This window comes from Streptomyces sp. NPDC002499 (assembly GCF_053595415.1).
Genome location: NZ_JBSFXO010000002.1, coordinates 52,092 through 78,760, shown reverse-complemented (window position 1 = coordinate 78,760; position 26,669 = coordinate 52,092). Strand labels below are relative to the sequence as shown.

21 protein-coding genes and 3 pseudogenes are annotated in these 26,669 nt (G+C 68.1%); 16 read left to right on the top strand and 8 right to left on the bottom strand.

Going from position 1 to position 26,669, the window contains the following annotated elements; translation table 11 throughout:
• Window positions 1–245 precede the first annotated feature (245 nt).
• The 3 genes from ACWD5F_RS05020 (at window position 246) to ACWD5F_RS05010 (ending at window position 3,958) form a co-directional block, all read left to right on the top strand.
• The gene (locus ACWD5F_RS05020; protein ID WP_451251181.1) at window positions 246–1,955 is read left to right on the top strand and encodes a discoidin domain-containing protein; all 1,710 of its coding nucleotides are present in this window, start codon (window positions 246–248) and stop codon (window positions 1,953–1,955) included.
• Window positions 1,956–2,081: 126 nt separating this feature from the next.
• Window positions 2,082–3,404: a DUF1996 domain-containing protein gene (locus ACWD5F_RS05015; RefSeq protein WP_401714476.1), complete on the top strand. Its 1,323-nt coding sequence runs from the start codon at window positions 2,082–2,084 to the stop codon at window positions 3,402–3,404.
• Window positions 3,405–3,430: 26 nt separating this feature from the next.
• The gene (locus tag ACWD5F_RS05010; protein WP_451251179.1) at window positions 3,431–3,958 is read left to right on the top strand and encodes a DUF305 domain-containing protein; all 528 of its coding nucleotides are present in this window, start codon (window positions 3,431–3,433) and stop codon (window positions 3,956–3,958) included.
• A 437-nt stretch (window positions 3,959–4,395) separates the two neighbouring features.
• On the opposite strand, the gene ACWD5F_RS05005 is transcribed toward ACWD5F_RS05010, so the two are convergent.
• Together ACWD5F_RS05005 and ACWD5F_RS05000 are read right to left on the bottom strand one after the other, a co-directional pair.
• Complete coding sequence (locus tag ACWD5F_RS05005; RefSeq protein WP_451251177.1) at window positions 4,396–6,399, bottom strand: prolyl oligopeptidase family serine peptidase; 2,004 nt, start codon at window positions 6,397–6,399, stop codon at window positions 4,396–4,398.
• Between the two features lie 182 nt (window positions 6,400–6,581).
• On the bottom strand, window positions 6,582–7,169 hold the full coding sequence (locus ACWD5F_RS05000) for a TetR/AcrR family transcriptional regulator (protein ID WP_451251175.1): 588 nt from the start codon (window positions 7,167–7,169) through the stop codon (window positions 6,582–6,584).
• Between the two features lie 81 nt (window positions 7,170–7,250).
• Between ACWD5F_RS05000 and ACWD5F_RS04995 the strand changes: the two genes are divergently transcribed.
• The gene (locus tag ACWD5F_RS04995) at window positions 7,251–8,285 is read left to right on the top strand and encodes an SDR family oxidoreductase (protein WP_451251173.1); all 1,035 of its coding nucleotides are present in this window, start codon (window positions 7,251–7,253) and stop codon (window positions 8,283–8,285) included.
• Window positions 8,286–8,525: 240 nt separating this feature from the next.
• On the opposite strand, the gene ACWD5F_RS04990 is transcribed toward ACWD5F_RS04995, so the two are convergent.
• On the bottom strand, window positions 8,526–9,368 hold the full coding sequence (locus tag ACWD5F_RS04990; RefSeq protein ID WP_451251171.1) for a helix-turn-helix transcriptional regulator: 843 nt from the start codon (window positions 9,366–9,368) through the stop codon (window positions 8,526–8,528).
• 200 nt (window positions 9,369–9,568) lie between these two features.
• Between ACWD5F_RS04990 and ACWD5F_RS04985 the strand changes: the two genes are divergently transcribed.
• Entirely contained in the window at window positions 9,569–10,510 is a 942-nt protein-coding gene (locus ACWD5F_RS04985) for an SDR family oxidoreductase (RefSeq protein WP_451251169.1), read from the top strand.
• A gap of 520 nt (window positions 10,511–11,030) precedes the next feature.
• Window positions 11,031–12,230, top strand: coding sequence for a serine hydrolase domain-containing protein (locus ACWD5F_RS04980; protein WP_451251167.1), 1,200 nt, complete (start codon window positions 11,031–11,033; stop codon window positions 12,228–12,230).
• Between the two features lie 202 nt (window positions 12,231–12,432).
• Here ACWD5F_RS04980 and ACWD5F_RS04975 read toward each other — a convergent pair whose 3' ends face one another.
• Both ACWD5F_RS04975 and ACWD5F_RS04970 read right to left on the bottom strand, forming a co-directional pair.
• Window positions 12,433–12,834 carry a hypothetical protein gene (locus tag ACWD5F_RS04975; RefSeq protein ID WP_451251165.1) on the bottom strand — a complete coding sequence of 134 codons (402 nt, stop codon included), beginning with the start codon at window positions 12,832–12,834 and terminating at the stop codon, window positions 12,433–12,435.
• 523 nt (window positions 12,835–13,357) lie between these two features.
• Window positions 13,358–13,566: pseudogene (locus ACWD5F_RS04970) on the bottom strand (tetratricopeptide repeat protein); the annotation flags it as partial.
• Between the two features lie 312 nt (window positions 13,567–13,878).
• Between ACWD5F_RS04970 and ACWD5F_RS04965 the strand changes: the two are divergent.
• Window positions 13,879–15,129: a YncE family protein gene (locus ACWD5F_RS04965; protein ID WP_451251163.1), complete on the top strand. Its 1,251-nt coding sequence runs from the start codon at window positions 13,879–13,881 to the stop codon at window positions 15,127–15,129.
• Here ACWD5F_RS04965 and ACWD5F_RS04960 read toward each other — a convergent pair.
• Window positions 15,093–15,425 (bottom strand): hypothetical protein, encoded by a 333-nt coding sequence (locus tag ACWD5F_RS04960; protein WP_451251161.1) that lies wholly within the window; start codon window positions 15,423–15,425, stop codon window positions 15,093–15,095. The two genes, ACWD5F_RS04965 and ACWD5F_RS04960, sit on opposite strands and share 37 nt — an antisense overlap.
• Before the next feature lie 246 nt (window positions 15,426–15,671).
• Between ACWD5F_RS04960 and ACWD5F_RS04955 the strand changes: the two are divergent.
• From ACWD5F_RS04955 to ACWD5F_RS04945, 3 genes and pseudogenes are all read left to right on the top strand, one after another.
• Window positions 15,672–15,938: pseudogene (locus ACWD5F_RS04955) on the top strand (DNA alkylation response protein); the annotation flags it as partial.
• A gap of 150 nt (window positions 15,939–16,088) precedes the next feature.
• A pseudogene (locus tag ACWD5F_RS04950) lies at window positions 16,089–16,262 on the top strand (UBP-type zinc finger domain-containing protein); the annotation flags it as partial.
• Window positions 16,263–16,274: 12 nt separating this feature from the next.
• Complete coding sequence (locus ACWD5F_RS04945) at window positions 16,275–16,562, top strand: TetR family transcriptional regulator C-terminal domain-containing protein (RefSeq protein ID WP_451252262.1); 288 nt, start codon at window positions 16,275–16,277, stop codon at window positions 16,560–16,562.
• 163 nt (window positions 16,563–16,725) lie between these two features.
• Here the strand turns inward: ACWD5F_RS04945 and ACWD5F_RS04940 are convergent, their stop codons facing one another.
• Window positions 16,726–17,112 carry a hypothetical protein gene (locus ACWD5F_RS04940; protein ID WP_451251159.1) on the bottom strand — a complete coding sequence of 129 codons (387 nt, stop codon included), beginning with the start codon at window positions 17,110–17,112 and terminating at the stop codon, window positions 16,726–16,728.
• A gap of 270 nt (window positions 17,113–17,382) precedes the next feature.
• On the opposite strand from ACWD5F_RS04940, the gene ACWD5F_RS04935 reads away from it, so the two are divergent.
• Both ACWD5F_RS04935 and ACWD5F_RS04930 read left to right on the top strand, forming a co-directional pair.
• Window positions 17,383–19,185, top strand: coding sequence for an RNA polymerase sigma factor (locus ACWD5F_RS04935; RefSeq protein WP_451251157.1), 1,803 nt, complete (start codon window positions 17,383–17,385; stop codon window positions 19,183–19,185).
• Between the two features lie 93 nt (window positions 19,186–19,278).
• Complete coding sequence (locus ACWD5F_RS04930) at window positions 19,279–19,512, top strand: hypothetical protein (protein ID WP_451252309.1); 234 nt, start codon at window positions 19,279–19,281, stop codon at window positions 19,510–19,512.
• Between the two features lie 414 nt (window positions 19,513–19,926).
• On the opposite strand, the gene ACWD5F_RS04925 is transcribed toward ACWD5F_RS04930, so the two are convergent.
• Window positions 19,927–20,943, bottom strand: coding sequence for a LacI family DNA-binding transcriptional regulator (locus tag ACWD5F_RS04925; protein ID WP_401714465.1), 1,017 nt, complete (start codon window positions 20,941–20,943; stop codon window positions 19,927–19,929).
• A gap of 285 nt (window positions 20,944–21,228) precedes the next feature.
• On the opposite strand from ACWD5F_RS04925, the gene ACWD5F_RS04920 reads away from it, so the two are divergent.
• From ACWD5F_RS04920 to ACWD5F_RS04905, 4 genes are all read left to right on the top strand, one after another.
• Window positions 21,229–22,542: an extracellular solute-binding protein gene (locus ACWD5F_RS04920; protein WP_401714464.1), complete on the top strand. Its 1,314-nt coding sequence runs from the start codon at window positions 21,229–21,231 to the stop codon at window positions 22,540–22,542.
• Between the two features lie 163 nt (window positions 22,543–22,705).
• Entirely contained in the window at window positions 22,706–23,653 is a 948-nt protein-coding gene (locus ACWD5F_RS04915; RefSeq protein WP_451251154.1) for a carbohydrate ABC transporter permease, read from the top strand.
• A 13-nt stretch (window positions 23,654–23,666) separates the two neighbouring features.
• Complete coding sequence (locus ACWD5F_RS04910; RefSeq protein ID WP_451251152.1) at window positions 23,667–24,608, top strand: carbohydrate ABC transporter permease; 942 nt, start codon at window positions 23,667–23,669, stop codon at window positions 24,606–24,608.
• Window positions 24,609–24,700: 92 nt separating this feature from the next.
• Window positions 24,701–26,185 (top strand): GH1 family beta-glucosidase, encoded by a 1,485-nt coding sequence (locus ACWD5F_RS04905; RefSeq protein WP_451251150.1) that lies wholly within the window; start codon window positions 24,701–24,703, stop codon window positions 26,183–26,185.
• Window positions 26,186–26,669 lie beyond the last annotated feature (484 nt).

Here is a 26,669-nt window from a genome sequence, read left to right as displayed (position 1 = left end):
CGTATCCGCAGGCCGGGCGGCATGAGTCTGCTCGGCGATCCGGTTCACTTTGCGGAACAGGGTGTCCGTTCACCTTGATCGACCTTAGCTGAGGAACCGCTCCCTCAACGCGACAATCGATCAAGTCACCCATTTTTTCGCTGTGGTTGAGGGCCTTGACAGTGTATGACGCCCCATCCATTCTCCCCTCAGGGAACGCTCCCTCGCCTCAAACCCCACTTGAGGAGTCACAGGTGCAAACACTCGTGCGTAGATTTGCCCTGTTCTGGGCAGTCGCCGCTTCACTCATCGCATTCGTCGCGCTGCCGGCCCCGCCCGCTCAGGCGGCAGAGGTCCTGGTCTCGCAAGGCAAGCCCGCCACCGCCTCAAGCACCGAGGGAGCTTTCGACGCCCGCAACGCCGTCGACGGCGACCCCGGGACCCGGTGGTCCAGCGGTTTCGCCGATCCGCAGTGGATCCAGATCGACCTCGGGGCCGCCACGACGATCAGCCGCGTCGTCCTCAACTGGGAGGCCGCGTACGGCAAGGCGTTCAGGATCGAGGTGTCGAGCAACGCGCAGGACTGGACGGCGGTCCATGAGACGGCTACGGGCACAGGCGGCACCCAGAGCCTCGCCGTGACCGGCACGGGCCGCTACGTCCGGATGTACGGCACGCAGCGCGGCACCCAGTACGGCTACTCCCTGTGGGAGTTCCAGGTGTACGGCACCGACGGCTCCGGTGGTCCCGGAGATGCCGGCACCCTCCTCTCCTACGGCAGGACCGGCGCGGCCTCCTCTTCCCAGAGCGACCAGAACTGCTGGGAGTGCACACCGGCCAGGGCGTTCGACCGCGATCCGGCCTCCCGCTGGGCGACCAGCTCCACCACGGGATGGACCGATCCGGGCTGGATCTCCGTCGATCTGGGCGCGACCGCGCAGATCGACAAGGTGGTCCTGCAGTGGGATCCCGCCTACGCCAAGTCCTTCCAGATCCAGGTCTCGCCGAACGGACAGGACTGGACGCCCGTCTACTCGACCACAGCCGGCACGGGATTCAAACAGACGCTGGCCGTCTCCGGCACCGGCCGCTACGTGCGCATGTACGGCACGGAACGCGCCACCCCCTACGGCTACTCGCTGTGGGAGTTCCAGGTGTACGGCACCGGCGGCGCTCCGAATCCGGCCCCGCCCCTGCCGAGCGACCCGGCGAACCCGCCGCGGCTGGTGTGGAGCGACGACTTCGACGGCGCCGAGGGCAACACACCGGACGCCTCGAAGTGGCGGGCCGATCCGGGGACCGGGCCGAACAACGAGCTGGAGTACTACACCGACCACCGCAACGCGGCGCTGGACGGCGCGGGACATCTGGTGATGGAGGCGCGCAAGGAGGTCACCGCGGGATCGTCGTGCCCGCCCGACCCCCTGACCGGCAGCACCACGTGCCAGTACACCTCCGCGCGCATGAACACCGGCGCCACCTTCCAGTTCACCTACGGACGCGTCGAAGCCCGTATCAAGGTGCCCAAGGGCAACGGACTGTGGCCCGCCTTCTGGATGATGGGCGCCGACTTCCTCACCGGCCGGCCGTGGCCGTACAACGGCGAGGTCGACATCATGGAAGTCCTCGGCAAGGACGTGAAGACCGCGTACTCGACGGTCCACGCACCGGCCTACAACGGCGGAGGCGGAATCGGCTCCCCGTACAAGCTGCCCTCAGGCGCCGACTTCTCCGACGACTTCCACACCTGGGCCGCCGACTGGAACAGCAAGGGCATCACCTTCAGCCTCGACGGCCAGACCGTTCTCGCCCTGGACAAGGCCCAGGTGGAGCAGACCCGCGGGCCGTGGATCTTCGACCACCCGCACTACATGATCCTCAACCTGGCGGTCGGCGGGGACTGGCCCGGCCCGACCGACTCCAGCACGCCCTTCCCGGCCAGGATGCTCGTCGACTACGTGCGGGTCTTCCAGTAGACGCCCGCTGACGTCCGCGAGCCCCGACCGACCACTGCTCGCCGGCTCTTCACCCCCGACGCTCGTGAAGGAAGTGAGATGCACAGATATCCCGCACGTCTGTACACGCTGTTAGTAGGAACGTTGGTGGTCGCATTGGCCGCTGCCCTGAGCCTGACCGTCTCGGCCCAGCAGGCGCGGGCCGCCACGGTCACCGTCCAGGCCGAGTCCTACACCGCCCAGTCGGGCGTCACGTTGGAGGCGACCGCGGACGCGGGAGGCGGCCAGAACGCGGCCTTCCTCGCCAACGGCGACTGGATGCGTTTCGACAACGTCGACCTCGGCACCGCCGGCCGGTTGACCGTGTCGGCCCGGGTCGCCTCCGCGGTCGGCTCGGGCACCATCGAACTGCGCACCGCCGGCGCGACCGGACCGCTGCTCGCCGTCATACAGGTCGCCCCGACCGGCGGCTGGCAGAACTGGGCGACCAGGACCACTGACGTCACCACCCATCCCACCGGCGCACAGACCGTGTTCGCCGTGCTGCGCAGCACCGAGCCCGGCGACTTCGTCAACATCAACTGGTTCTCCTTCGTCGGCGAAGGAAGCGGGCCGGCCGCGGGATGGGTCCCCATCGACCAGGCCAAGTGGGATGCCCAGGTGGCACAGTTCCGTGCGATGACGCCGGCAGCCGTGCCCGGCAACGTGGTCCGGGTTCCGGAGTTCAACGCCACCTGCGACTACAGCCACTCCAAGCAGGACGACCCCATCGTGCTGCCGAACCTCGCCGGCGCGTCCCACATGCACAGCTTCTTCGGCAACGAGAGCACCGACGCGTTCTCCACGGCCCAGTCCCTGCGCAGCAACACCGCGACCACCTGCGCACCGGCCGAGGACCTCTCGGCGTACTGGATCCCCACCCTGTACCAGGGCAACACGGCCATCGAGCCCGAGAACATGATCGTCTACTACGGTTCCCGGCTGCCCGACCCCTCGGCGACCCTGCCCTTCCCTGAGGGATTCCGCATGATCTCGGGCGACGCCAAGGCGCAGACACCCACTCCGGCGGGTTCTCCCGGCCAGTACTGGTGCGCCGGCGCAGGCGGTGAGATCGGCCGCAGCACCGACGGCAACTGGCCGGTCTGCGCCCCAACGGCACACCTCACCCATCAGCTCGTTTTCCCTGACTGCTGGGACGGCAAGAACCTGGACAGTCCCGACCACAAGTCGCACGTCGCCAACACCTACGACGGCAAGTGCAGCGGCGCCTACCCCGTCGCCATCCCCAACCTCTCCTTCGTGGTCAGCTACCCGACCAGCGGCAGCGCGGCAGGCTTCCGACTGGCCTCGGGCATGGCCTCATCCATCCACGGCGACTTCTTCAACGCGTGGGACAACGCCGCCCAGGGACACCGCGTGAAGGACTGCATCACCCAGAAGGCCAAGTGCAACTCCGCCGGCACGTTCTGACCCTGCGTCTGGCATGCGCCACGGCCATGGCGCTGCTGGTCGTCGGCTGCACCACGCAGCCGACGACCAGCACGTCACCGAAGGCCGGCGCAGCGCCGACGGAATCCTTCAGCCCCACCGACATCGCCTGGATCCAGCTGATGATCCCCATGGCGGAGCGCGCGCAGAAACTGACCGATCTCGCACCCTCCCACGCGGCAAGTCCAGAGTTGACGGCGCTCGCGGCCAAGACAGGGACACGACTTCACCAGGACCAAAACCGCCTGCGCGAGCTGCTGAAGCTCGCGGGAGTCCCCGACACCAACCCCCACGAAGGGCACAACATGCCCGGCATGGTCAGCCTCCCCACCATCGAAAAGGCGGGTGCCACGACCGGCAAGGCGTTCGACCAGATACTCACTGACGCGCTGCGCGCCCACTTCACCCAATCCACCCTGTTGTGTACCGGGGAGCGAACCCAGGGCCACGCGGGCGAGGCGAAGAAGCTCGCCACCACCATCGCAAAGAGCACGACCGCACAGATCACCCGGCTGAACGAAGTACGCCCAGCGTGACCGGCAGCCCCAAGCAGCGCTACGGCAAGGTCATAGGAGTGGCAGGACACAGTGGGTCGACCAACATGAGACAAGCCCGAGGACAGGCTTTTCAGACGCCCGCTAGCCGCCGCGGTGGCGGTTCTCGCCACGGATGTGGCGCGGGCGCCAGACCATCGGCCCTGGCGGCTACTGCCGTTCCTGTCTCTTCGCCCTCGTCCGCACCGGCGCCCTTCGCTGGTTCCTCCACGCTCGCCATCTCACAGCCCCCGCGCTCGATCAGATGACGTTCATGGCCGTGGAGGAGACCTGTTTCGACCGACTCTCCGCCGAGGAAAGAGCACGGATCGATAACCGATGGTCCCGCCAGCCCCTCACACCGCGGATCGTCCAGCCGTAGTCGCCTCACGGCTGGAGATCAACGCCTCCTGAGCGGAGGGCCGGTGGGCTCGGCCGTGTCACAGCAGGCCGGGCTGCTGCCATTCGGTGCCGAGGACGTGGTGGTCGAGGAAGTTGAGGAACGTCTCGTACCACAGGCGCGTGTGATTCGGCTTGAGGATCCAGTGGTTCTCGTCCGGGAAGTAGAGGTACTTAGCGGGAACCTCGTGCCGCTGCAGTTCCTGGAAGAGCGTGGCGCCCTGCCCGACGGGCACGCGATAGTCCTTCGCACCGTGGATGACCAGCACCGGAGTGCGGATATTCGCGACGTCCCAGTGCGGCGAGTCGGCCTCGTAGCGCTCGGGGCGGGTCAGCGGGTCGCCGAAGATCTGCTGGAAGTACCAGGGCACATCGGTGTCGCCCTGGAACGCCCGCAAATCCCACAGACCTGCATGGCTGATGATCGCCTTGAAGCGGTCCGTGCTGGTGGCCACCCGGTTGGCCATGTATCCGCCGTACGAGCCGCCGGCCAGCGCCGAACGTGAGGCATCAATGTCGTTACGGGCCTCGGTCGCGTCGGTCAGCGCCATCACATCGGTGTAGGGACGACCGCCCCACTGCCCCCAGCCGCGCCGGTGGTTGATCTGCCCGTACCCGGTCGACAGGGCCGGATCCGGCAGCAGAACCGCATAGCCGCGCGCGGCGAACGGCCACGGATTCCAGCGCCAGGTCCAGCCGTTCCAACTGGACTGCGGTCCGCCGTGGACGGCCACAAGCAGGGGAGCGGGCTGCTCGGCGGAAGCGCCCGGGGGCAGCACGAGCCAGCCACGCAGCACGAATCCGTCCTCTGCCTCCGCGCGCACCTCGGTGAGTGTGCCGGGCAGGTCCCCGACACGGCCCGGGGCGGGCAGCTCGTCGGGAATCTGGTCGGCGACGTCGGCGTCGATCCGGACGGGCGTCGGCGGCGCGTCGACCGCGTGGCGCAGGGCGTAGAGCGTCCGCCCGTCGGGGCTCACGGCCAGCGAGCCGTACACACCTGAAACAGTAAGGCGCGTGACACCGCCGTCCGGGTCGCGCCGGAAGACGGGCGCATGCCCCTGCTCGTCGGATGTGAAGAAGAGCGTGTCGTCCACCGGTGAACAAGCCACGCCCCCGGGCCAGTTGTCGAACCCGGGCAGGAGATCCTGCACCGTGCCGTCGGCCAGGTCGATCCGTACGAGAGTCTCGTCCCAGGGGTCGTCGTAGGTCGCGTAGCGCATTCGGCAACACACGAGTGCCGAGCCGTCGTGGGTGAACCGCGGCGTCTCATAGAGGTGCTCCAGATCACCGACGACATGGATCTCCTCACCGCTGACCGCGTCGGCCACCACCACGGCGGTGCGATGCTCGGCCGGGACCCGCCCGGGCACGAACCGCCTGAACGCGACCCGTGTGCCGTCCGGCGACAACGCGGCATCCCCAGGATCCTCCAGTCCGATCCCCTGCCCACCGGCGACGACCGGCTCCACGTCGACACCTGCACGGACGAAGGTGTGCGGCTCCGCCGGGCCGAGGTCGTGGTCCCAAGCACGGGTCGGACCAGCTTCGTACAGGATCGCGGTGACCTTCGCGTCCCTTCGAGCCGCGCGCAGTTTCCCGTGTGCCTCGGCGTCAGCGGCCCCCGGCAGCAGTCCCGCGGTGTGGCACAGTGCGCCGGAGCCGCGCGCCACGGTGACCGCGGCGATCCCGCCTGGATGCCGGGCGACGGCGACGGCCTCCCCGCGCGGCGGCAACGCCCACAGCGCGGCGCCCTCATCGCCGTCCGCAGCGGCTCGTCCGGACAGGAAGTACAGCGTCCCGTCCGGACCGAACACCGGCCCCGACTCACCCTTGTCGGACCGGGTCAGCCGCAGCGCGTCGCGCTCCCCGGTCGGATCGATCTCCCACAGACCGGACACGAACCGCGTCCCGTCCTCGGACAACGACTGCACGGCGGCGACGAGACGCGTGCCATCGACTGAGAGGGCAAGGGAGTTGACGCGCGGGCAGGCGACGAAGGCGGACAGGTCACGGAAGGTGGACGGGCCACCGGAGGACTCGGTCATGCGGGCGATTGTCACCCGCGCACCACGCGAACGGCCAGGGAGCCTGACGCGAAGGCCTGTCTGTCAGCGGTGGTTCCGTCACGCTCGTACATCCGTGGAGGTGACGCCGTCCGTCCTGAGCCGCACCCTGCACGCCGCTGGGCGCGCAGCGGCCCTCACCATCGTCTGACCGGCCTGCCCGGTCAGGAGCTCCGGCCCGTGCCGGCGATCATCGTGACGAGCGTGTCGATGAGATCCTCGGCGCGGACCTCGCCCCATTTCTCGTTGGGCAGTTGGCCGCTCGCCTCCATGTCGGCGACGCCGTTCGCGGCGCTGATGAGCAGGGCGGCGTACCTCCGGGCGTCCTGCTCGCCGACCAGGTCGGCGACGATGGCGAGGAACTCGGCCTGGCTGGGCTCGGCCGCGCGGGCCAGCGCAGTGGGGTCGCTGGAGGAATTGCTGAACATCAGCTTGTAGAGGTGCGGTTGGGAGCGGCCGATGTCGATGAGCGCGATGACTCCGGCGCGCAGTTTTTCCGCGGCCGGCAGAGCGGGATCGGCGCGCAGGTCCCGCGTCAGGTCGCCCAGCCGGTCCCAAGCCTGCGTGCCGATCGCAATCAGCAGGCTCTCCTTGTCGGGGAAATGCCGATAGGGAGCCCCGCGGGTCACTCCGGCTTCCGCGCCGACCGCGCGGAGGGTCACCGCTTCGAGGCCGCCACGGTCCAGCAGGCCGGCCGCGGCGTCGAGCAGGGCGCGGCGAGTGGCGGCGGCCGATTCGGCACGGCTGATCATGCGGGCATCCTAGTCCATTCGTGATGACGCAGTCATCTGAGTCGGTTGACATCGTCATCTCGATGCGGCAGGCTCATTGAGGTGACAAAGTCATCTGAAACTCAAGAACTCATAGTCGTCACCGGGGCGTCGACCGGAATGGGCGCCGCCACCGCACGGGAGATGGCCCGCCGCGGCTTTCACGTTCTCGCCGGCGTCCGCCGTGACAGCGACGGCGAGGCCCTCCTCGACACCGGCATAGAGCCGGTGATCCTCGACATCACCCGTCAGGACCACATCGCGGCGCTGGTGGCACGCATCGACGGCGACGCGCAGGCCCGCACCCTGCGGGCCCTGATCAACAACGCAGGCCTCCCCATGGCCGGACCGATCGAGCTCATCCCGCTCGACGAATGGCGGCGCCTGTTCGAGGTGAACGTCTTCGGGCATGTCGCCCTCACCCAGGCACTGCTTCCCGCGCTGGTGCGCAGCCGCGGCCGCATCGTCAACATCAGCTCGCTCAACGGCAAGGTCTCCATGGCCGGTTACGGCGCCTACGCCGCCAGCAAGTTCGCTCTGGAGGCGGTCAGCGACGCACTGCGCAACGAACTGGCCCCGCACGACGTACAGGTGGTCGTCGTCGAACCGGGCGGCGTCAAAACCGAGATGGCGGGCCTCGGTCTGACGACCCTGGCCCGCCTCAGCGCCGCCATGACCGCGGACCAGACCGCCCGCTACGGCGCCTTGACGCAGGCGATCCCCTCCCACGTCGCCGCGTTCACCAAGGCAGGCGTGACCTCCGAGACCGCCGCCCGGACGATCGCGAAGGCCGCGACCACCCGTCGGCCCCGCGCCCGCTACACCATCGGCGCGATGTCGGGCTTCCTCGTCCGCGCCTCCGGCGTCCTTCCCGATCGCATGCTCGACCGGATGACCAACTCCGATCTCCGCAAGCACTACCCGGACCGGACCGGCGGGGCCCCGTCACGCGTGACCGGCATCGGCGGGGGAGTGGTTGATCGCGGCGAGGATCTCCTCGCGCTGCCCGGCGAAGTCGAAGTCGCCAACGCCGTCCGGCCGCGTGACCCGAAACCGGGGCGGGACCAGAACTGCCGTCGCCGTGCACCGGAGCACTGACGAGGGTGCCGTGGTCGTGGTTGCCGGCCGATGCGGCACCGGCGTGGATCTTGACACGGCGCCCAAGGTGACCAGCGGCAGTCACCCGAACCCCCGCCGGACCAGTGCTGCCGCGCGACGCGGTACGAAGAGCGGCGGAGGGCGAGCAGCCGCCAGGGGCGGCGCGTTGCTGGACCGGAGGATGCTGCCGTGTGCGTGAGCCAGGGTTCCCTGTTCCCTGTGCTTCTTCAGCGCTGACGTTCAGCGGGGCGGCTGCGCTCCGATGACGGACAGCAGCTGCAGGCGTTCGTAGCTCTCGCTGCCGGGAACGGCGGTGTAGACGAGCAGGAGATGTGACTGGTCGGGGTCCAGCAGCGTCTGGCAGGTCAGTTCCATCGCTCCGACCTGGGGGTGGATGAAGCGCTTGGTCTCATGGGGGCGGATGCCGACCTCGTGGGCCTGCCACGCCTGCCGGAACTCCTCGCTCTGGGCCAGCAGCAGTTCGGCGAGTCCAGCCGCGCGGGAGTGGGGTCCACGCAGTGTGGCCACCCCACGCAGGCCCGAGGCGAACATACGGGTCAGGAAGGGGTGGTGGTCGGGGGCGTAGAGCGCCCGGGTGGCGGGGTCGGTGAACCAGCGGTAGCCGAGGCTGCGGGCCGGCCCCTCGTACTGGGTGAGGTCGCCGGTGAGCGCGACGGCCAGGGGTGTCTGGCGCAGGGTCTCGCCCAGCTCGGTGACGATCTCCGCGGGCGTGTCCTCAAGGCGGTCGAGGATGCGCAGCAGGCCGGGGCTGATGTGGTCGCTGTCTGTCCCGCGGGGCGGCGGGGTGTGTCCGGCGAGCCGGAACAGATGGTCGCGTTCGTCCAGGGACAGGTGGAGGCCCTGTGCGATGGAGGCGATCATCCGCTCGGACGGCTGAGGGCCGCGTTCGCGCTCGATCCGCGCGTAGTAGTCGGTCGACATGTGGCACAGAATCGCGACTTCCTCCCGCCGCAGCCCGCTCGTCCGGCGCCGCTTCCCGCGCGGGAGACCGACGTCTTCGGGCTGCAACGCCTCCCGGCGATTCCTGAGGAATTCCGCCAGCCCAGTCCGGTCGATCGCCATCTGTTCCTCATTCGCCTTCTGGTTCCTGGATCATCATTCCTACCGCCCGTGCCAGTCGGTATCCACGGCCCGGCAATCCCCCCATACGCGCGCCTCCGGCTGCGGACTCGTTGCCGTAGCGGGGGATTGACAGGCCCTGCATAACGACGGCGGCGACCGTGACAGTGGAGGAAACGACACGACCTCTGGAGTGAGTACGCATGCCGCGTGATTCCATCGACATTCCCGTCCCGGACCTGTCCGGCAAACGCGCTGTGGTGACCGGCGCCAGTGACGGTATCGGGCTGGGCATGGCGGCATGGCTGGCCGCCGCAGGCGCGGAGGTGGTGCTCCCGGTACGCAATCCCCTGAAGGGCGAGGCGGCGCTCGCGAGGATCCGTCAGCAGGTGCCCAGTGGGCAGGTGTCGCTGCGCAGCCTTGATCTGTCCTCGCTCGCCTCGGTCGAGACGTTCGGCAAGACGCTGATCGGGGAGGGCCGGCCCGTCCACCTCCTGATCAACAACGCCGGTGTCATGACTCCGCCGGACCGGCAGACCACCGCCGAAGGATTCGAGCTGCAGTTCGGCACCAATCACCTGGGGCACTTCGCCCTGGTGGCCCATCTGCTGCCGCTGCTGCGGGCCGGTGAGGCCCGGGTCACGTCGCAGGTCAGCATCGCGGCGAACCAGAACGCCATCAACTGGGACGACCTGAACTGGGAACGCTCCTACAACGGCCAGCGCGCCTACAGCCAGTCGAAGATCGCGTTCGGGCTGTTCGCCCTGGAACTCAACCGGCGCAGCGAGAGCAGCGGTTGGGGCATCACCAGCAACATCTGCCATCCTGGCGTCGCACCGACGAGCCTGCTGGCCGCCCGGCCCGAGGTGGGGAGGGACAGGGACACCCTCGGTGTCCGTGTGATCCGTTTCCTGTCCGCTCGGGGCATCCTCCTCGGAACGGTCGAGAGTGCGAAATTCCCCGCCTTGTACGCCGCCACGTCCCCGGACGCCCGGCCCGGTCGGTTCTACGGGCCCAGCGGGCCGCTCCACCTGGGCGGCCCGCCTGCCGAGCAAAACCTCTACAGCCGCCTCACCAGCACGCAAGAAGCCGCCCGTGTGTGGCAAACCTCCGAACTGCTCACCGGGCTACGCCTCCAGGCGTAGCCCGGCCGATGGGCGGTGCCGGGCTGGAGCGCTCGTACGCCACCAGGCCCAACCGGGGCGGTCTTAATCAACCTGCGGGGAGAAGCCGCGATCGGTGGGCGACGTCGAAGATGAACAGGCCGACGGGGGAGGGACAGCGGTCCAAGATCGCCTTCTCGTACGCGTCGCCGTCGTCGAGCAACTCGTAGGCGTCGTCGGCGAGGTTCGTGGCGTAGCCGCTCTTGTATGCCAGTGCGTCGACGGCCTGCTGTCGGCCGTTTCGCGGACGACACCCAGGAGAACACGGTTGGGCCGATACTCATCTCTTTCACCCCGCCCTCGGCTAGTCTCCCAGGACTGTGCAGGATCCGCCGGAGTCGGCTTCGCCCCAGGAACGGGCGACGACTCGGCGGGTGGAGTTCCGTGTACTTCTTCTCGTACCGCGACGGTGCTCGACGGCCTTCCCGGATTCTCGAAGGAGCCTGAATTGCGTGTGAACGTGCGTTATCGACGACGCTCGCAACGGACGAGATTTCGCGCAGTGGCGACAGTCGTGGTGTCCGCGGCCTTTGTCGTGCCCCTCGCTGCGACCCCGGCGAGCGCGGAGGTGATGCGCGAGACTGCGGCGGTCCAACGGGACGGCATCGCTGCCACGCGCGCTCAACTGCAGCAGTTGGCGCGGAAGTTGGTGGACGAAGGAGTGCCAGGAGTGATCGTGCGGGTGGACGACGGTCACGGCAGGCCCATCGAGATCTCCGAGCAGGCCGCCTGGACGAAGAAGGACCATCTGCTCAGGGCGGACGACGAGGTGCGAGAAGCGTCCAACACCAAGACAGTGATGGCCACCCTCGTCCTGCAACTGGTCGCCGAGCACAGACTTGCCCTCACCGACCCGGTCGACAAGTGGCTGCCCGGCCAGGTGCGCAACGGCGGAGCGATCACCCTGCGCATGCTGCTCAACCACACCAGCGGGTTGTTCGACTACACCGAGGATCCCGCCCTCGCACCGGCCCTCACCGGCCGGGACTCGCACGTATGGACGTCGACGGAGATCCTGAGCCTGGTGAGCGGACACCCGGCCCTGTTCGAGCCCGGCACCGAGTGGTCGTACAGCAACACCAACTACATCGCGATTGGCGCGGTCCTGGAGAAAGTCACCGGTAAGAACCTCGCGGCGCTGGTGCGGGACCGGATCGCTGGACCTCTGGGGCTCCGGCACACCTTCTACGCCACCGGAGCCGCCTGGCACCACCGGCACGCGCACGGTTACGAACCTGACGCCGCCCACATGCCGCCGGACGTCCCCGAGGAGTTCAGGAACTACGCCGGACCGCAGCACGACGACCACGTGGACGTCACCGGCGACTACGTCACGGCCAGCGGAGCGGATGCCGCGATCGTGTCGACCGCCGGTGAGTGGTCCCGTTTCTACGGCGCGCTGATGTCGGGCCGCCTGCTGCCCGCCGCCCAACTGACAGAGATGCGCACCACCGTGCCGGAAGGCGGGCCGGGAGATCCGGAAGAACTCGGCTACGGGTTGGGCATCGAGACGGCGAAGACCTCCTGCGGCACGGTCTTGGACCACGTCGGTGTCGTCCCGGGGTATGCGACCTACAACGTCACCGATCCCACCGGCCGTCGCACGGCCGCCTTCTTCTTCGCCACGTCCACCCTCAGCAGGCAGGCGCACCGGACGGGCGCGGCACTGATGGACGCGGTCAACTGCGCCATTCTCGGTTGACCTGCGTGTCTCCGCGAGAGCCGCCTCTGGATCACAACGCGAAACGTACTCGCGGCTCCCCTGGCCACGTGCATCGATCGGCCGTCCCTGAACCTCAACTCGCTTGACCGATGCTCCAGATGGTCAGGCCCAACTGCTGTGTATGTACGGGGAGTTGTCGTGCCTGTTCTGATAGGCCACGGGACGCGGAACGTGCGTGCGGCTATCTGCCGCGCCCGGCCTCGGTAGTGATGATCTCCAGTGCCTCGGTGATGCGCTCGTGGTGGGTGCGGTGGGAGGCCACGCAGACGCGCAGGGTGTCTCGGTCGTGGACGACCGTGCTGGAGAGCGCGACGTGCCGGTGGGCGTTGATCCGCTCCAGCAGACGGCGACCCGCCTCGTCGGCCCGTTCGGCGGCGCCCGGGCTCTCGTCGGTGGGACGGACGCGGAAGATGACGGTGGACGGGTCGGGGTGTTGCGGGACCTCCAGTTCGGTGATGCCGGACAGAGTGTCGTGGACGTGTGCCGCCAGATCGAGCTTCTCGTCCAGGGCCTCCCGGAAGGCGTCCGCGCCGTGCAGATGCAGGGGAAGACAGGCCAGCGGATCGCGGATCTCGTGGGTCACTTCGGGCCCGAGATGACCGGAGTCCGGCACACTGCCCGCCGCCTGTATGTCCTGGAGGTAGCTGCTGGTGCCGTCGTGCGCGGCACGCGGGGAGGTGGGGTCAATTCGCGTGTGTTGCGAGGACTTTGTCCGACGCGAGGCATCGAGGAGAGCACGGGTTTCGAGGGGACGGACGTCTTCCTTCCGTGGGCGCGGGCAAGCCGGACGGCTCCAGCTCCCAGGAGTCGACAGATCGGGCTGTAACTATCCGTTCCGTAGGGAGAGTTGAGGCCCGCGCTCGTGTCGAGGCCGTCCTACGCGATGACGTGAAGTCGATCGGTGTGCTCGGGCGGATCACAGCCCTGCTCGACCGTGTGCATCCGCACGTCGACAGTTTTGCGGGGACCTGCCTCGACATCGCGCTGGGAGAAATCCGCTACCGGCCTCGGACGGGAGTCCCGATCGGGTGATCGCGGCGCGCTGGACGCGCCCACCTGACGCGAAGCCCGGGTCTGGCGCACGATTTCGAACGCCGCACCGCCGGCAGGGCGTGGACGCACTGGTACTTCTCGGGATCCCAGCGGATCAGGGCGTCCTGGGGTTGCGGCTCGGTGCCGATGCGTCGGCGACGTCGGTGGGTGTGCGTGCGCTGTGGCTGGCGACGGTGTCGGCGGCGGGGCCGCTGACGCGCGAGCTACTGGGCCGAGGGTCGTCGTCGCGCAGGAGGGAGTCTTCGGCGGCGAGCAGGGCGTGGTCCCGCGGTATCCGGGCCCGCCGCCGAACAACCGCAGCGCCGCGTTGAGGAGTCTTCCCCGGTGCTCGGCCTTCCGCTGTTCGGCCGACTCGCCGGCGTAACGGCCGGTCGGTGCTCTGGAGCCTGCCCGTCACCGGCCCACGCTCGTCGGCCGTGCTCCCCGCCGCCAAATTTGTCGTGTACAGAGTCTTGTGGCGTAGGGCGCCTCGTCCTTACTTTCCAGTAAGTCAATCTGAACGCAACGGTGTTCAGTTTCGGGCGGCTCTTCCGCCCTGCCCCCACGCCTTCAGCCACCCAGAGGAGAGAGCAGCATGCCTGCCTTCAGATCGAGGCACCTTTGCTCCGTAGCCGCCGCCCTCGTCCTGACCGTCGCCGCCCCGGCGACCGCGGCCACCGCCGCCGACACCTCGACCGCCGCGCTGCGGGAAGTCCTCTTCGTCGGCAACAACTGGGACGGCACCGCCGACGTCGTCAAGTCCAGCGGTGACTTCGCCAAGGTCGGCCGGATCAACGTGATCCCCGACAAGGACGCCCGGATGGCGGAGATCAACGCTGACCTGATCAAGTGGATCTACTTCATGGCCATCCGCAACGGGGTCGGCGAGGGCCACGACCAGTTCGTGGACGACATGTACACCACGCCGGACGGCGCGTCGGTGGTCGTCTCGCGGCCGAGCTTCGCCGACGTCGTCTCCATCGACCTGGCCACCGGGAACATCAACTGGCGTTTCCCTGTGTCCGGTTACCGTTCGGACCACATGGCCGTCTCGCCTGATGGGAAGCGGGTCGCGGTCTCGGCGTCGATCTCGAACACCGTACACGTCCTGGACATCGTCACCGGTAAGCAGCTCGGGTCGTTCAAGACCGGCGACAAGCCGCACGAGAACATCTTCACCAAGGACGGCAAGTACATCTACAACATGGCGATCGGCGACGTGAACACCTCGCAGGACGCCCCGTGGCAGGACTTCACCAAGGGCGACCGGCACATCACCGTCGTCGACGCGACCACCTACAAGCAGGTCAAGATCATCGACATGCGACAGCGGCTGGACGCCATCGGACTCACGGACTACTCGGACGCCGTGCGCCCGGCGGTGTTCTCGCCGGACGAGTCCAAACTGTATTTCCAGGTCTCGTTCTTCAACGGCTTCTTCGAGTACGACCTCGCCTCGGACCGGATCACCCGGACGAAGACCCTGCCGAAGAACCCTGCGACCAGCGACGACCGCACCACGTTCGTCAACGACTCGCGCCACCACGGCCTCTCGATGAGCCCGGATGGGGTCAAGCTGTGCGTGGCCGGCACGATGGACGACTACGCGACAGTGGTTGACCGGGCCACCCTCCAGGAGGGCCCCCTGGTCAGTGCCTCCAAGCCTTACTGGGCCACGGTCAGCGGCGACGGCAAGGACTGCGTCATCTCCGAGAGCGGCGCCGACCAGATCACCGCGATCGACTTCGCCACCGGACAGAAGGTCCTCTCGGTGCCGGTGGGCGACCATCCGCAGCGGATCCGGCTCGGTCATGTGGCGGCGAACTGGACCGGCACCGGCAGCTGACGCCCTGCCGCACTTCGGCAAGAACTGCGCCGGTTGCCCGGGTCGAGCAGCATGCGCATCGAGTCGAGGCCGAGGCGCTTGGCGATCGGACAGCACGCGCGCTTGGGCTCGCTGCACCCCACGTGGAAGACGGCCTTGACCGCTGTGATGAAGGGACGCAGCGACGAGCCTTCGTGGAACTCCGTGCATGGCTCGCTGACCAGGCGGCTTACGGGCGGAGGCTTCGTGAGCTGGAGCAGTTGATCACGCAACTGCGCAATCCCGGCACCAGTGAGCGGCTGGGCGCTTTCGTCCACGTCCGGTGCGCACATCCGCCGCGCCGAGCCATACCAGGAAGGTCTGTCAGAAGGTGCACGCTCGCTGCCACCGGGCAGCCGTCTCATCGAGAGTACGGCGCACCACCACGTCGACATCCTGATCGGCGGGAAAGGACAGTGGGACAGGCCGGGATCTGTCAGTGCGACCTGGAGAGATACCGCTTCACAGCTGCCTGGGTGGTCCTCTCCTTCGCCGCGGCGGGCTGTTCGTCCTCCTCCGGGCCGGACGCCGCCGTGGTCCGTCTCACGGGCCAACTTGCCGACCGGGACGGCGTCGAGACCGGCCGCCGGACGGTCGAGCTGATGGCACTGACTCTCGAGGGCGCGCTGCTGGTCCGGCAGGCCCCCCGCGGTCGTCGACGCGTTCTGCCCCAGCCGCCTCGGCGGCGACTGGGGCCACGCCTCGGCACACTCCTCGCCTCCACCGCCTTCGGCGCGGCCGCCGACCGCGCGCTGCCCGGTTCGGGAGTCAGCTCCCCACGGCTGGTGTAACGGCAACCTGGGTGCCGAGATGGGCCGCACCTTTCCCAAGTCCACCCCGTGATGGGTTGGCCCTGGCCGACCGTCTGAAAAGGCACCACCACGCAGTGCGCGTGCCGTCTCGGCGATCAACTCTCCGTTCCACCCTCCGGCCGCGGCTGTGTGGAGTGCGACGAGAGCGGGGGCTGGTGGTTTCATCTCCGGCGCTGCGCCGAGTGCGGGCATGTCGGCTGCTGTGACGACTCTCCGTCGCAGCATGCCCAGGAGCACTGGCTGCAGGCGGGCCACAAGATCATGCAGAGTTTCGAGCCGGGAGAATCCTGGTTTTGGAACTACCGGCAGCAGTTTGTGGTCCTCAACGAGCTCAACACCCGTGCGGTGCGCGACGAAGCGATGCGCGAGACTCTCGACGCCAGCGACACCGCTTGGCGGCAGTACCTGCTTGAGATCCTGCGCGCCGGCCGCGACGGTGGTCAGTTCCGCGCCGACCTCGCCCCCGAAGCGGCCGCGATGCTGGTCATCGGCTTCTTCAAGAGCCTGATCTTCCATCCTGGAGTGAGCGCCGACTCCGCGCGCCGGAGGGGGACAGCCTCCTCCAGGAGCACCTCCGCTCGGGTGTTGCAGCCGTCGCGGTAGGCGTCGGTCCAGTGCCGGGACTGCCGGGTTTGCACCGCCCGGCTAGCGCCTGCATCGCGGGGCGGGAGGCAACGCACCCTGGTCCGTGGACCCCACCGGTGCATCCGTGTTCCCCCCCGGTTCCGGGTTTCGGTGAACTCGGGAGCCGCGAGGGGGATTTGTCCTACGGTGTAGCTCTGTTTCCGGTGCGGCGACGGCGTTGCGGCGGGGAATTGCGGCGTGTCGAAGGCGGTTCCTGCACCGGACTTCCCGCCGCTGTGTCCGTGTCCGTGGCGGGATCCTGGGTGTGAAGGGCAACGGTGAGTTCGATGAGCTGTTGGGGCGTCAGCGGTGTTGCGAGCTTGCCCTTACGGACCAGCCAGCGGAGCTGGCGCATGTGCGGTGGACTGAGCCAGCGGAACACGCCGTTCACCACCTCCTTGCCGTGCCGGGTGAGTAGCGCCGCGGTGAGGGTGACCACCGCTGTCACGACCACTCCGCCCCAGCCGTGCCCGCCAGCGACAGCGGCAGTCGGCCCCCCAGCCGCACCGCTCGCCAGCAGCGTCGTCACCGAGGTCCTCATACCGTCCACCTCCCGCTGCGCCGCGCGCCGCAGCGGCGCCGCTGCGGGTCCTGACCTGCTGTGCGGATCATCGTCTTCTCCTCAGGCTCGGGGCCGTACGGAGGGGCAGGTCGGGGAGTTCACGTTTTTCCCGGGAACCGGCCGGACTTTTTCCAAGATTCTTTTCGGGCCTCATGCCATGGGCGGGCCGTGGCCCGGTCTCCGGCTGCGCACACCTGGCGCGACCGGCCGGCCGCGGAGTGAGAAGGGGACCGGCCTGTGCCCGACACGATGAGCCCGGCGGACAGAGAAGACGCGGACGACGAGGCCCTGCTGGATGTGCTGGAGGAACTTCCCCGGCCCGCTGTCGAGATTCGGATCCGTGTCTACGACCAGATCGTCCGCCGCCACCAGGACGCGATCGTCCGCCTGGTCGCCCGGGACATGAGCGACGACCTTGCCGCAACCCAGGATGTGGTCCAGGAGACCTTCACCGACGCCTTCGTCTACCTGGAGCGCCATACGACCCTGCCGCCGCCCCGGCTGCTCGGCCCCTGGCTGCGCGGCGTGGCGCGGAACAGGATGAAGGCCTACTGGCGCAAGCACCGCGTACGTCCAGCGGCGGACGAGAATGCGGTGGGGGAGCTGAGCGACCAGGAGCGGGCCCGGGACGCGGCGATTCGCGACAACACGGGAAGAACCGCGGAGGCGCGACGTCTGATCGCCGAGGTCGAGGCCGCTCTGAGCGAGGACGACCAGCAGCTCTTCCGCCTATGGTTTACCGAAGGACTGCGGCCCGCCGAGATCGCCGAACGGCTCGGCACGAATCCTTCCACCACCGGAAACCGCTGCAGCGAACTCACCAAGAAAGTCGGGCGCTACTGCGGCCTGCTCCTCCTGGTGCGCGGGGACCGCACGAACTGCCCAGACCTGCGCGCCATCCTGGAGACGCACGAAGAACAACACGGCCCGAGGTTCACCGCCGAATTGGCCCAGGCCGTACGACGGCACCTCGACACCTGCCCGACCTGCGGTGACTGCGCCGTCTGCCGAGACGAGAAGCGGATCCTGCTCAGCCAGGCAGCCCCGGTCGTCTTCCCGCTGCTGCTCGCGCTCGCCCTGCGCCGCGAACTCGCCCACCGCATCCGAGAGGTCTGTTACAGCGGCCCAGCACCCGGCGGCCTGCCCTCTACAGCATCGCCGCAGTCCGCGCCCGCCACGCAGCAGCGCCCGGCGCGGACCGGTCGAGGATCACGAAGGACACGTCTAGGAGTGTCGGTGCTCGTCGCCGGAGCACTGATCGCGGGCGTGGCCACCGTACGAGCCGTCTGGCCGGACGAGCCGCAGACGGCCCGGCCCGAGAACGTCCAGGTGGCGGCCGACATCCGCGACGCGATGCTCGCGCAAGGCAGTCTCGGCGCCGACTTCCAGGCCCGCTGGGGCGGTGACCCGGACTTCTTCGTCGGCAGTGCCCGTCTCGACATGCGCAGCCGGACCGCGGTCAACGCCGCCACCCACGTCCTGTACGACTACGGAGAAGGCCACACCTGGTACCCACCGGAGATCGTGCTCATCGGAAACCGCGCCATGGTCACACCAGACCAAGAGATGATCGAAACACAAGGCGGGCAGAGAACCGTCTCCGATGCCACCACCGCAGCATCCGGCGCCACCGCCGGATCCGAGAACCTCCCTGTGAAAAACGCGCTGGAAGCCCGATGGCTGGCCGAACCCGCTGATCTCTACGCGCTGCTCAAGGACGCGACCGTCTTCAGCACCAAACAGGCCGGCGCCACCCGCACGGTCACCGGCAGCACACCACTGCGCGCCCTGGCCTCCGACACTGCTGTCGGCCGCTTCTACCGCCCCTACGCAGCCAAAAAGGCCAACGGTCTCGTCCGTTTCACCCTGACCGTAGATTCCCGCGGCCTGCCAGGGAAACTTGTCATGAAGGTGCCTGCCACCCCCACGGTCTCCAAGGAACTCTACGACCCGTTCACCGTGACCTACAGCGGCTGGGCCACGGGCAGACCGATCACCGCACCGTCCGGACCTACACCGTCCCCACAGTGGAGCGCATGACCGTGAAAGGGCGACATCCGTGCCGACGTGGGCCGTTGCTCCACCTGCTTACGCGACCGCCCCCTGCGTACTGCTCTGCGATCTGGCCGCCACATGGTGGGTGACTGGTACGACCGGCGACTGCGCGACGAGAACGAGGCCAACCAGGAGCAGAGACGGCATGAACTCGCGGCCCGTCAGGAACGGCTGGCCGCCTGGATCGACGGCCTCACCGACGACGAGCTCCACGAGATGCAGCCGCCGCGGGAGGCGGTCGGCGCAGGGCGGGGCGTCCTTCGCGCCGAACTCGCCGCGTGCACCCGGGCGTCGGGCGGGTCCGGCAGCTGACAACGACGCCAGTCGTTGCCGGTGACGGGTGATGCGTGGCCGTCCCTCGTCCAGCACCCTGAAGACCGACGAAGGTGCGGGTCGTCCCGGCGGCACGCTCCATCTCCTCGGCCTCGCGCAGGTCGACGGCGAGCGGCCACTCGGAGAGCACCGGCACTCCCGCCTTCAGCACGGGCAACACGAGCGAGGCTTCGGAGCTCGCCGCCAGCGCGCGAAGCTCGATTCCGTCGACGGCGCGCAGCGCGGGCAGGTGGGCCCCGGCCGCCCAGCCTCCCGCGGCGCTCAGGCCGACGATGCCGACGCCGATCAGCTTACGGGGGTCAGGCACCGAGCTGCCGCCTCAGGGTCTCGGCGTCGTGCAGGGCCGTCATGTGCACGAACCGCCCGTCACGAACCTCGGGGGACGTGCCACGCCTATGACGACTCGCGCACCACCAGTTCGGTGGGGAGGATGACGTGCCGACGGGGCTCTTCGGGGTCGTCGATCTCCGTCAGGAGAATGCGGGCGATCGTGGTGCCGATCTCCTCGACCGGTTGGCGCACACTGGTGAGGGGTGGGCTGGTGTGCCGGGCGATGATGGAGTCGTCGAATCCGACCACCGCGACGTCGTCGGGAACGCGCCGCCCCTGCCGCCGCAGCTCCGCGAGCGCACCCGCAGCCATGACGTCCGAGGCGACGAATACGGCGTCGAGCGAGGGGACTTGTTCAAGGAGTGAACGCATGGCGGCTGCGCCGCCCTCCTCGGTGAAGTCGGATGAGGCCACGAGCCGCTCGGGGACCTCGTGGCCCGCCGCCTTGAGTGATTCACGCCAGCCCTGAAGCCGGCTACGGGCCACGTCCATGTCCAGAGGCCCGCTGATCGTGCCGATCATCCGGCGGCCTCGACTGAGCAGGTGCTCGACGGCGGCCGCGGCCCCGCCTGCATTGTCGGAGTGCACGTGACTGAGCGACTCCTCGGGCGAGCGGCGCCCGGCGAGCACCGTGGGCAGTCCCATCTCCTCCAGCATTGCCGGCAGCGGGTCGTGTTCGTGGACCGAGACGAGGAGTACGCCGTCCACCCGTCGCTCCGCCACCGACTCGGTGAGCTGGTCCCGTTCGGCCTGATCGCGTACGAGGACGAGTTGCAGTTGCGTGCGGGTCTCGGCCAGCGCGGTGCTGACCCCGCGGATGACTGCCGAGAAGTAGGGCTCGGCGCCCAGTCGGCTCTCCGACTCGGGAATGACGAGGGCGACCGAGTTGGTTCGGCTCGTCACGAGTCCCCGGGCTACGGAGTTCGGGACGTAGTTCAGCTCGGCGATGGCGGCGAGTACGGCTGCTCTGGCTTTCTCGCTGACGAGTTCGGAGCCGTTGATGACTCGTGAAACCGTGGTGCGTCCGACGCCGGCGCGGGCGGCCACGGTCTTGATGGTCGGGCGTTGCCTGCCCCCCATGGCATCTCCTCGCTCGCGAGCTGTCCCACCGGCTTTCACCTGCGCATTGTGTCAGACCCTCGTGAGGCTCCCGGAGGGGTCCCGGCGGGTCGGCAGGACATCGTTCCGCAACGAAGCGGATCCACCTTCTTGACAGGAGTCGTAGGGGGCCGTCACGCTTCGGGACCCTGGGTGGGTACGTTCCCACCACGTGTTGGGAACGTACCCACTATGACATATCGGGCCCTCGGAGCGGACCGTGGGGCTCGAGCTCCGGTGCGTCAGCGCCGCCGCTAGGAGGACTGGATGAACAAGGCCCAAAGAAGGTCGCGTACACGAGCCGTGGCCGCCGTATCGGTCGTGTCGGCTCTCGGCCTGGTCGTGGGCTGCGGGAGCAGCGACAGCGGCGGGACGGGCGGAGGCAAGAAGGACGGCAAGGTCACCATCACCATGGGGCTGTTCGGCGTCATGGGCTTCAAGGAGACCGGACTGCTCGACAAGTACATGAAGCAGCACCCGGACGTCGTCATCAAGGCCGACGTCGCCGGTGACGAACAGACCTACTACACGGCGCTGCAGACCCATCTGGCCGCGGGCAGCGGGCTCAAGGACATCCAGGGCATAGAGATAGGTCGAGCCAAGGAGCTGGCCGACACCCAGAAGAGCAACTTCGTCGACCTGGCCGGCGTGTCCGGCACGGACCACTTCCTGCCGTGGAAGCAGAGTCAGGTCACCACCACGGACAAGAAGGTCATCGGTCTCGGCACCGACATCGGCCCGATGGCGGTCTGCTACCGCAAGGACCTCTTCGAGCAGGCGGGTCTGCCGACCGATCGTGACGAGGTCGCCAAGCTGTGGGAGGGCGACTGGTCCAAGTACGTCGATGTGGGCAGGCAGTTCAAGCAGGGATCCAAGGACGACAAGGTCGCGTTCATGGACAGCTCCAGCGGACTGTTCAACGCCATGATCTACGGCCACTCCCAGCAGTTCTACGACAAGCAGGGCACGTTGATCTATGCCTCCAACCCTGTCGTGAAGGACGCCTGGAAGCTGGCCTCCAAGGCGGCCACCTCCGGTCTCACCGCCAAGCTCCGCCAGTTCCAGCCCGGTTGGGACCCCGGCCTGGCCAACAGCACCTTCGCCACCACCGTCTGCCCGGCGTGGATGCTCGCCCACATCAGCGAGAAGGCAGGACCGAAGAACAAGGGCAAGTGGGACGTCGCCAAGGCACCTCAGGGCGCGAACTGGGGCGGATCGTTCCTCGGCGTCATGGAGAAGAGCCCCGTGAAGAAGGAGGCGCAGGAGCTGGTGGCCTGGCTCACCGCCCCCGAACAGCAGGCCTACCTCTTCAAGAAGATCGGCAACTTCCCCTCGTCGCAGACCGCCCTGGCGATGCCCGACGTCGTGGACGCCAAGTCCGACTACTTCAGCGGCGCACCCATCGGCCAGATCTTCGGCGCCGCAGCCAAAGAGATCCCCGACGAGCAGGTGCTGGGCCGCAAGGACGGCACCATCAAGGACATCTTCTCGCAGGGCCTGACCTTGATCGAAGCCCAGAACAAGAGCCCGAACGAGGCGTGGAAGACCACTGACGAGCGCATCGAGAAGGCCGCCGGCTGACCTGGGACACCGCAGCCCACCCGTGGCGCCGCCCGGCGTCTCACGCACGGCCCGCCTGGGCCGCCGGGCCCGGCCCGTGCCTGCTCCTCACACCCTCCAGGAAGGACGCCTTCCGGTGGCCATCTCCACCTCAACACCCTCTGACGGACCCCCCGTCCACACCGTGCCGACCGGGAACGGCACCGGCGAGGACCGGGCTCGGCGGCGCACGCTGCTGCACCGCCTCGACGTGCGCGGCGCCCCCTACGCCTTCGTCGCCCCCTTCTTCATCGTCTTCGCCGCCTTCAGCTTCTATCCGCTCATCTACACCTCGTGGATCTCCCTGCACCGCGTCGAACTGTCGACCCTGAACGTCATGCAGTGGGTCGGCTTCGACAACTACACGGCCCTGTGGGACGACGACCGCTTCTGGAACGCACTGTTCAACACCTTCACCATCGGCGTGCTGTCGACCGTGCCGCAGCTGATGATGGCTCTGGGACTCGCCCACCTGCTCAACTACCAACTGCGCGGCTCCACGTTCTTCCGCGTCGCCGCCCTGACGCCCTACGCCACCTCCGTGGGCGCCGCCGCCCTGGTGTTCACCATGCTCTTCGAACGCGACTTCGGCATGATCAACTGGATGCTGAACCTGGTCGGCGTCGACAACATCGACTGGGAGAACAACAAGTGGGCGGCGCAGACGGCGATCTCCTCGATCGTCATCTGGCGCTGGACCGGTTACAACGCCCTGCTGTACCTGGCGGCGATGCAGGCGATCCCCCGCGACCGCTACGAGGCCGCGGCGATCGACGGCGCCTCACGCTGGCAGCAGTTCCTCAAGGTCACCGTCCCCGGCATCCGCTCCACCATCGTGTTCACCATCGTCCTGTCCACGATCGGCGCCACACAGCTCTTCGGTGAACCCCTGATCTTCGGCCAAGGCCCGAACGGCATCACCGGCGGAGCCGACAACCAGTACCAGACGCTGGGACTGCTGCTGTACGAGGAGGGCTGGAAGAACTACCAGATGGGCCGGGCCGCCACCGTCGCCTGGGCGATGTTCCTCCTGCTCATCGCCGTGTTCGTTGTCCAACAAGTCGTCAGGCGCGTCCTCGCGCGCAGGACGTGACCGGGAGATCATCATGACCACAGACAGCATCCCGGTCCGTACAGCGGACGCGCCGTCCAAGACCGCACCGAAGGCCCGCAGGAACACCACCTCCCGTGGACAGGGCCGGCGACTCTTCCGGCACCCGGGTGCCGGACGCCAGCACCATGCGGGCCCCGTCGCCTACATCCTGCTGGGAATCGCAGCGCTGTTCTCGCTCTTCCCGCTGTACTGGACGATGGTGGCGGCGTCGACCGACAACACGCGCGTCACCCAGACACCACCGCCCTTCCTGCCCGGCCCCCACCTGCTGGACAATCTCGCCAAAGCCTGGCAGGACGCGGCGTTGGGCAAGGCCATGCTCAACAGCATGATCGTGGCCGGGGTGATCTCCCTGTCCACCGTCCTCTTCGCCACCCTGGCGGGTTTCGCGTTCGCCAAACTCCGCTTCAAGGGCCGCAACATCCTGCTCATGCTCGTGATCGGCACCATGATGGTGCCACCCCAACTCGGCGTCGTCCCGCTGTTCATGATGATGGCGGAGCTGGGCTGGGGGCAGAAGCTGCCCGCTGTCATCTTCCCCACGCTCGTCAGTGCCGTCGGGGTGTTCTTCATGCGGCAGTACCTGATCGAGGCGCTCCCCGACGAACTCGTCGAGGCCGGCCGCGTGGACGGTGCCCACTCCCTGCGCATCTTCTGGAGCATCGTGCTGCCCATCGCCCGCGCGCCCATGGCCGTACTCTTCATGATCACGTTCGTGCACGCCTGGAACGACTTCTTCTGGCCGTTCATCGTCCTCGATATGACCAATCCGACAGTGCCCGTCGCCCTCACGCAGCTGAGCGCAGGATACGTCCGCGACCAGTCTCTGATCATGGCAGGCGCGCTGCTCGGCACACTGCCCCTCCTTGCGATGTTCATCGTCTTCGGACGCCAGATCGTCGGCGGCATCATGCAGGGCGCCGTCAAAGGCTGAACACCCCCTCCAGCCCCTGTCTCACACAGGACCTTCGCCATCCGCCGTCGAGCTTCGGCCTCCCGCGCAGCACCATCTCTGGAAGGACTCACGTGACCACCGCTACCCGACGCGTCGCGCCTACCCCGGACACCTCCGGCCTCAACCGATTCCCGCAAGGATTCACCTGGGGCACAGCGACCGCCGCCTACCAGATCGAAGGGGCCGCCTCCCTCGACGGGCGCACCCCGTCCATCTGGGACACCTACTCGCGCACCCCCGGCCGGGTGCGCAACGGCGACACCGGTGACGTGGCCACCGACCACTACCACCGCTGGCGGGAGGACGTCGCGATCATGGCCGATCTCGGCGTGAGCGCCTACCGGTTCTCCCTCTCGTGGCCTCGGGTGCAGCCGACCGGCCGCGGCCCCGCCTCTCGGAAAGGGCTCGACTTCTACCGAGCCCTGACCGACGCCCTGCTGGAGAACGGCATCGAACCGGTCGTCACGCTCTACCACTGGGACCTGCCGCAAGAGCTGGAGGACGCGGGTGGCTGGCCAGAGCGCGTCACCAGCGACCGCTTCGCCGACTACGCGGCCCTGGCCGCCCACGCGCTGGGGGACCGGGTGAAGACCTGGACCACCCTCAACGAGCCCTGGTGCAGTGCTTTCCTCGGATACGGCTCCGGTGTCCACGCTCCCGGACGCACCGATCCGGTCGCCGCCCTGCGCGCCGCGCACCATCTCAACCTCGCCCACGGCAAAGCCGTTCAGGCTCTGCGCACCGAACTGCCCTCCGACGCGCGGACATCCATCACGCTCAACATCCATCACGTGCGTGCACTCACCCAATCCGCCGAGGACACCGACGCCGCCCGCCGGATCGACGCTCTGGCCAACCGCGTATTCACCGGCCCGATCCTCGAAGGCCACTATCCACAGGACCTCCTCGACGACACGGCCCACCTGACCGACTGGTCGTTCCTGCACAACGGCGACACGGCCACCATTCACCAGCCGCTGGACTTCCTGGGCGTCAACTACTACACGCCCACCCTCGTCTCCGCGGCCACCAGCGATGCCGCTCACAACGCGGACGGCCACGGGGTGAGCGACCACAGCCCCTGGCCGGGGGCCGACCGGGTCGCCTTCCACCGTCCCGCGGGCGAAACCACCGCTATGGGCTGGGCAGTGGACCCCACTGGGCTCTACGACCTGTTGCTGCGACTCAAGACGGACCATCCCGCCATGCCGTTGATGATCACCGAGAACGGAGCCGCGTTCGACGACTACGTCAACCCGCAAGGCGAGGTGACGGACCCGGAACGGATCGCCTACCTGCACGCCCACCTGTCAGCCGTGCGGCAAGCGATCGCCGCGGGCGTCGACGTTCGCGGCTACTTCCTGTGGTCCCTGCTCGACAACTTCGAATGGAGCTACGGCTACAGCAAGCGATTCGGTGCCGTCTACGTCGACTACCCGACCGGCAAACGGATCCCGAAGGCAAGCGCGCAGTGGTACGCCGACGTTGTTCGTACAGGAAGCCTCCGGGCCCTGAGCGCTTCCCCGAAACCCGGTGAGCCATCAGGCTGCCCGTGATTCAGCAACCGAACGCCGCGCTGGATCGCGCCCCATGGAATGGTCCGGCCGGGGCGGCGGGGAGATGTTCATCGGGGAGTTCTATCGCTCGGGCTGAGAGGGACGATGCCGGGGTGCTCGGGAGAGCGGCCCACCGGGAAGGGGTCGCAGATCGAGCCCAGGAACATGCCGCGTGGGCAGGCGCGGTACCTGCCCGCGTTCGGTGGGGATGTGGTCCGGGCGCTCGTGGGACCTGCAGTAGTCGTTGATCCAGCCGATCAGTTCCGTGAGGTCCGAGTTCGTGGCGTTGCTGTCCAGCACGTTGTACTCGGTGTTCCGCTGCGAACAGGTAGTCAGGGTCGGATGGCTGGAAGCGTTCGAGGACGGCAACGGCCCGGGCACCGGTGCGGTCACCGGAGTTCCGCTCGGGGCCCACCAGGCGCTCGTGCGCTCGCCCAAAAGCCGACAACAACTCCCGTGCAACCAAACCGCTTGCTTCGCGAGT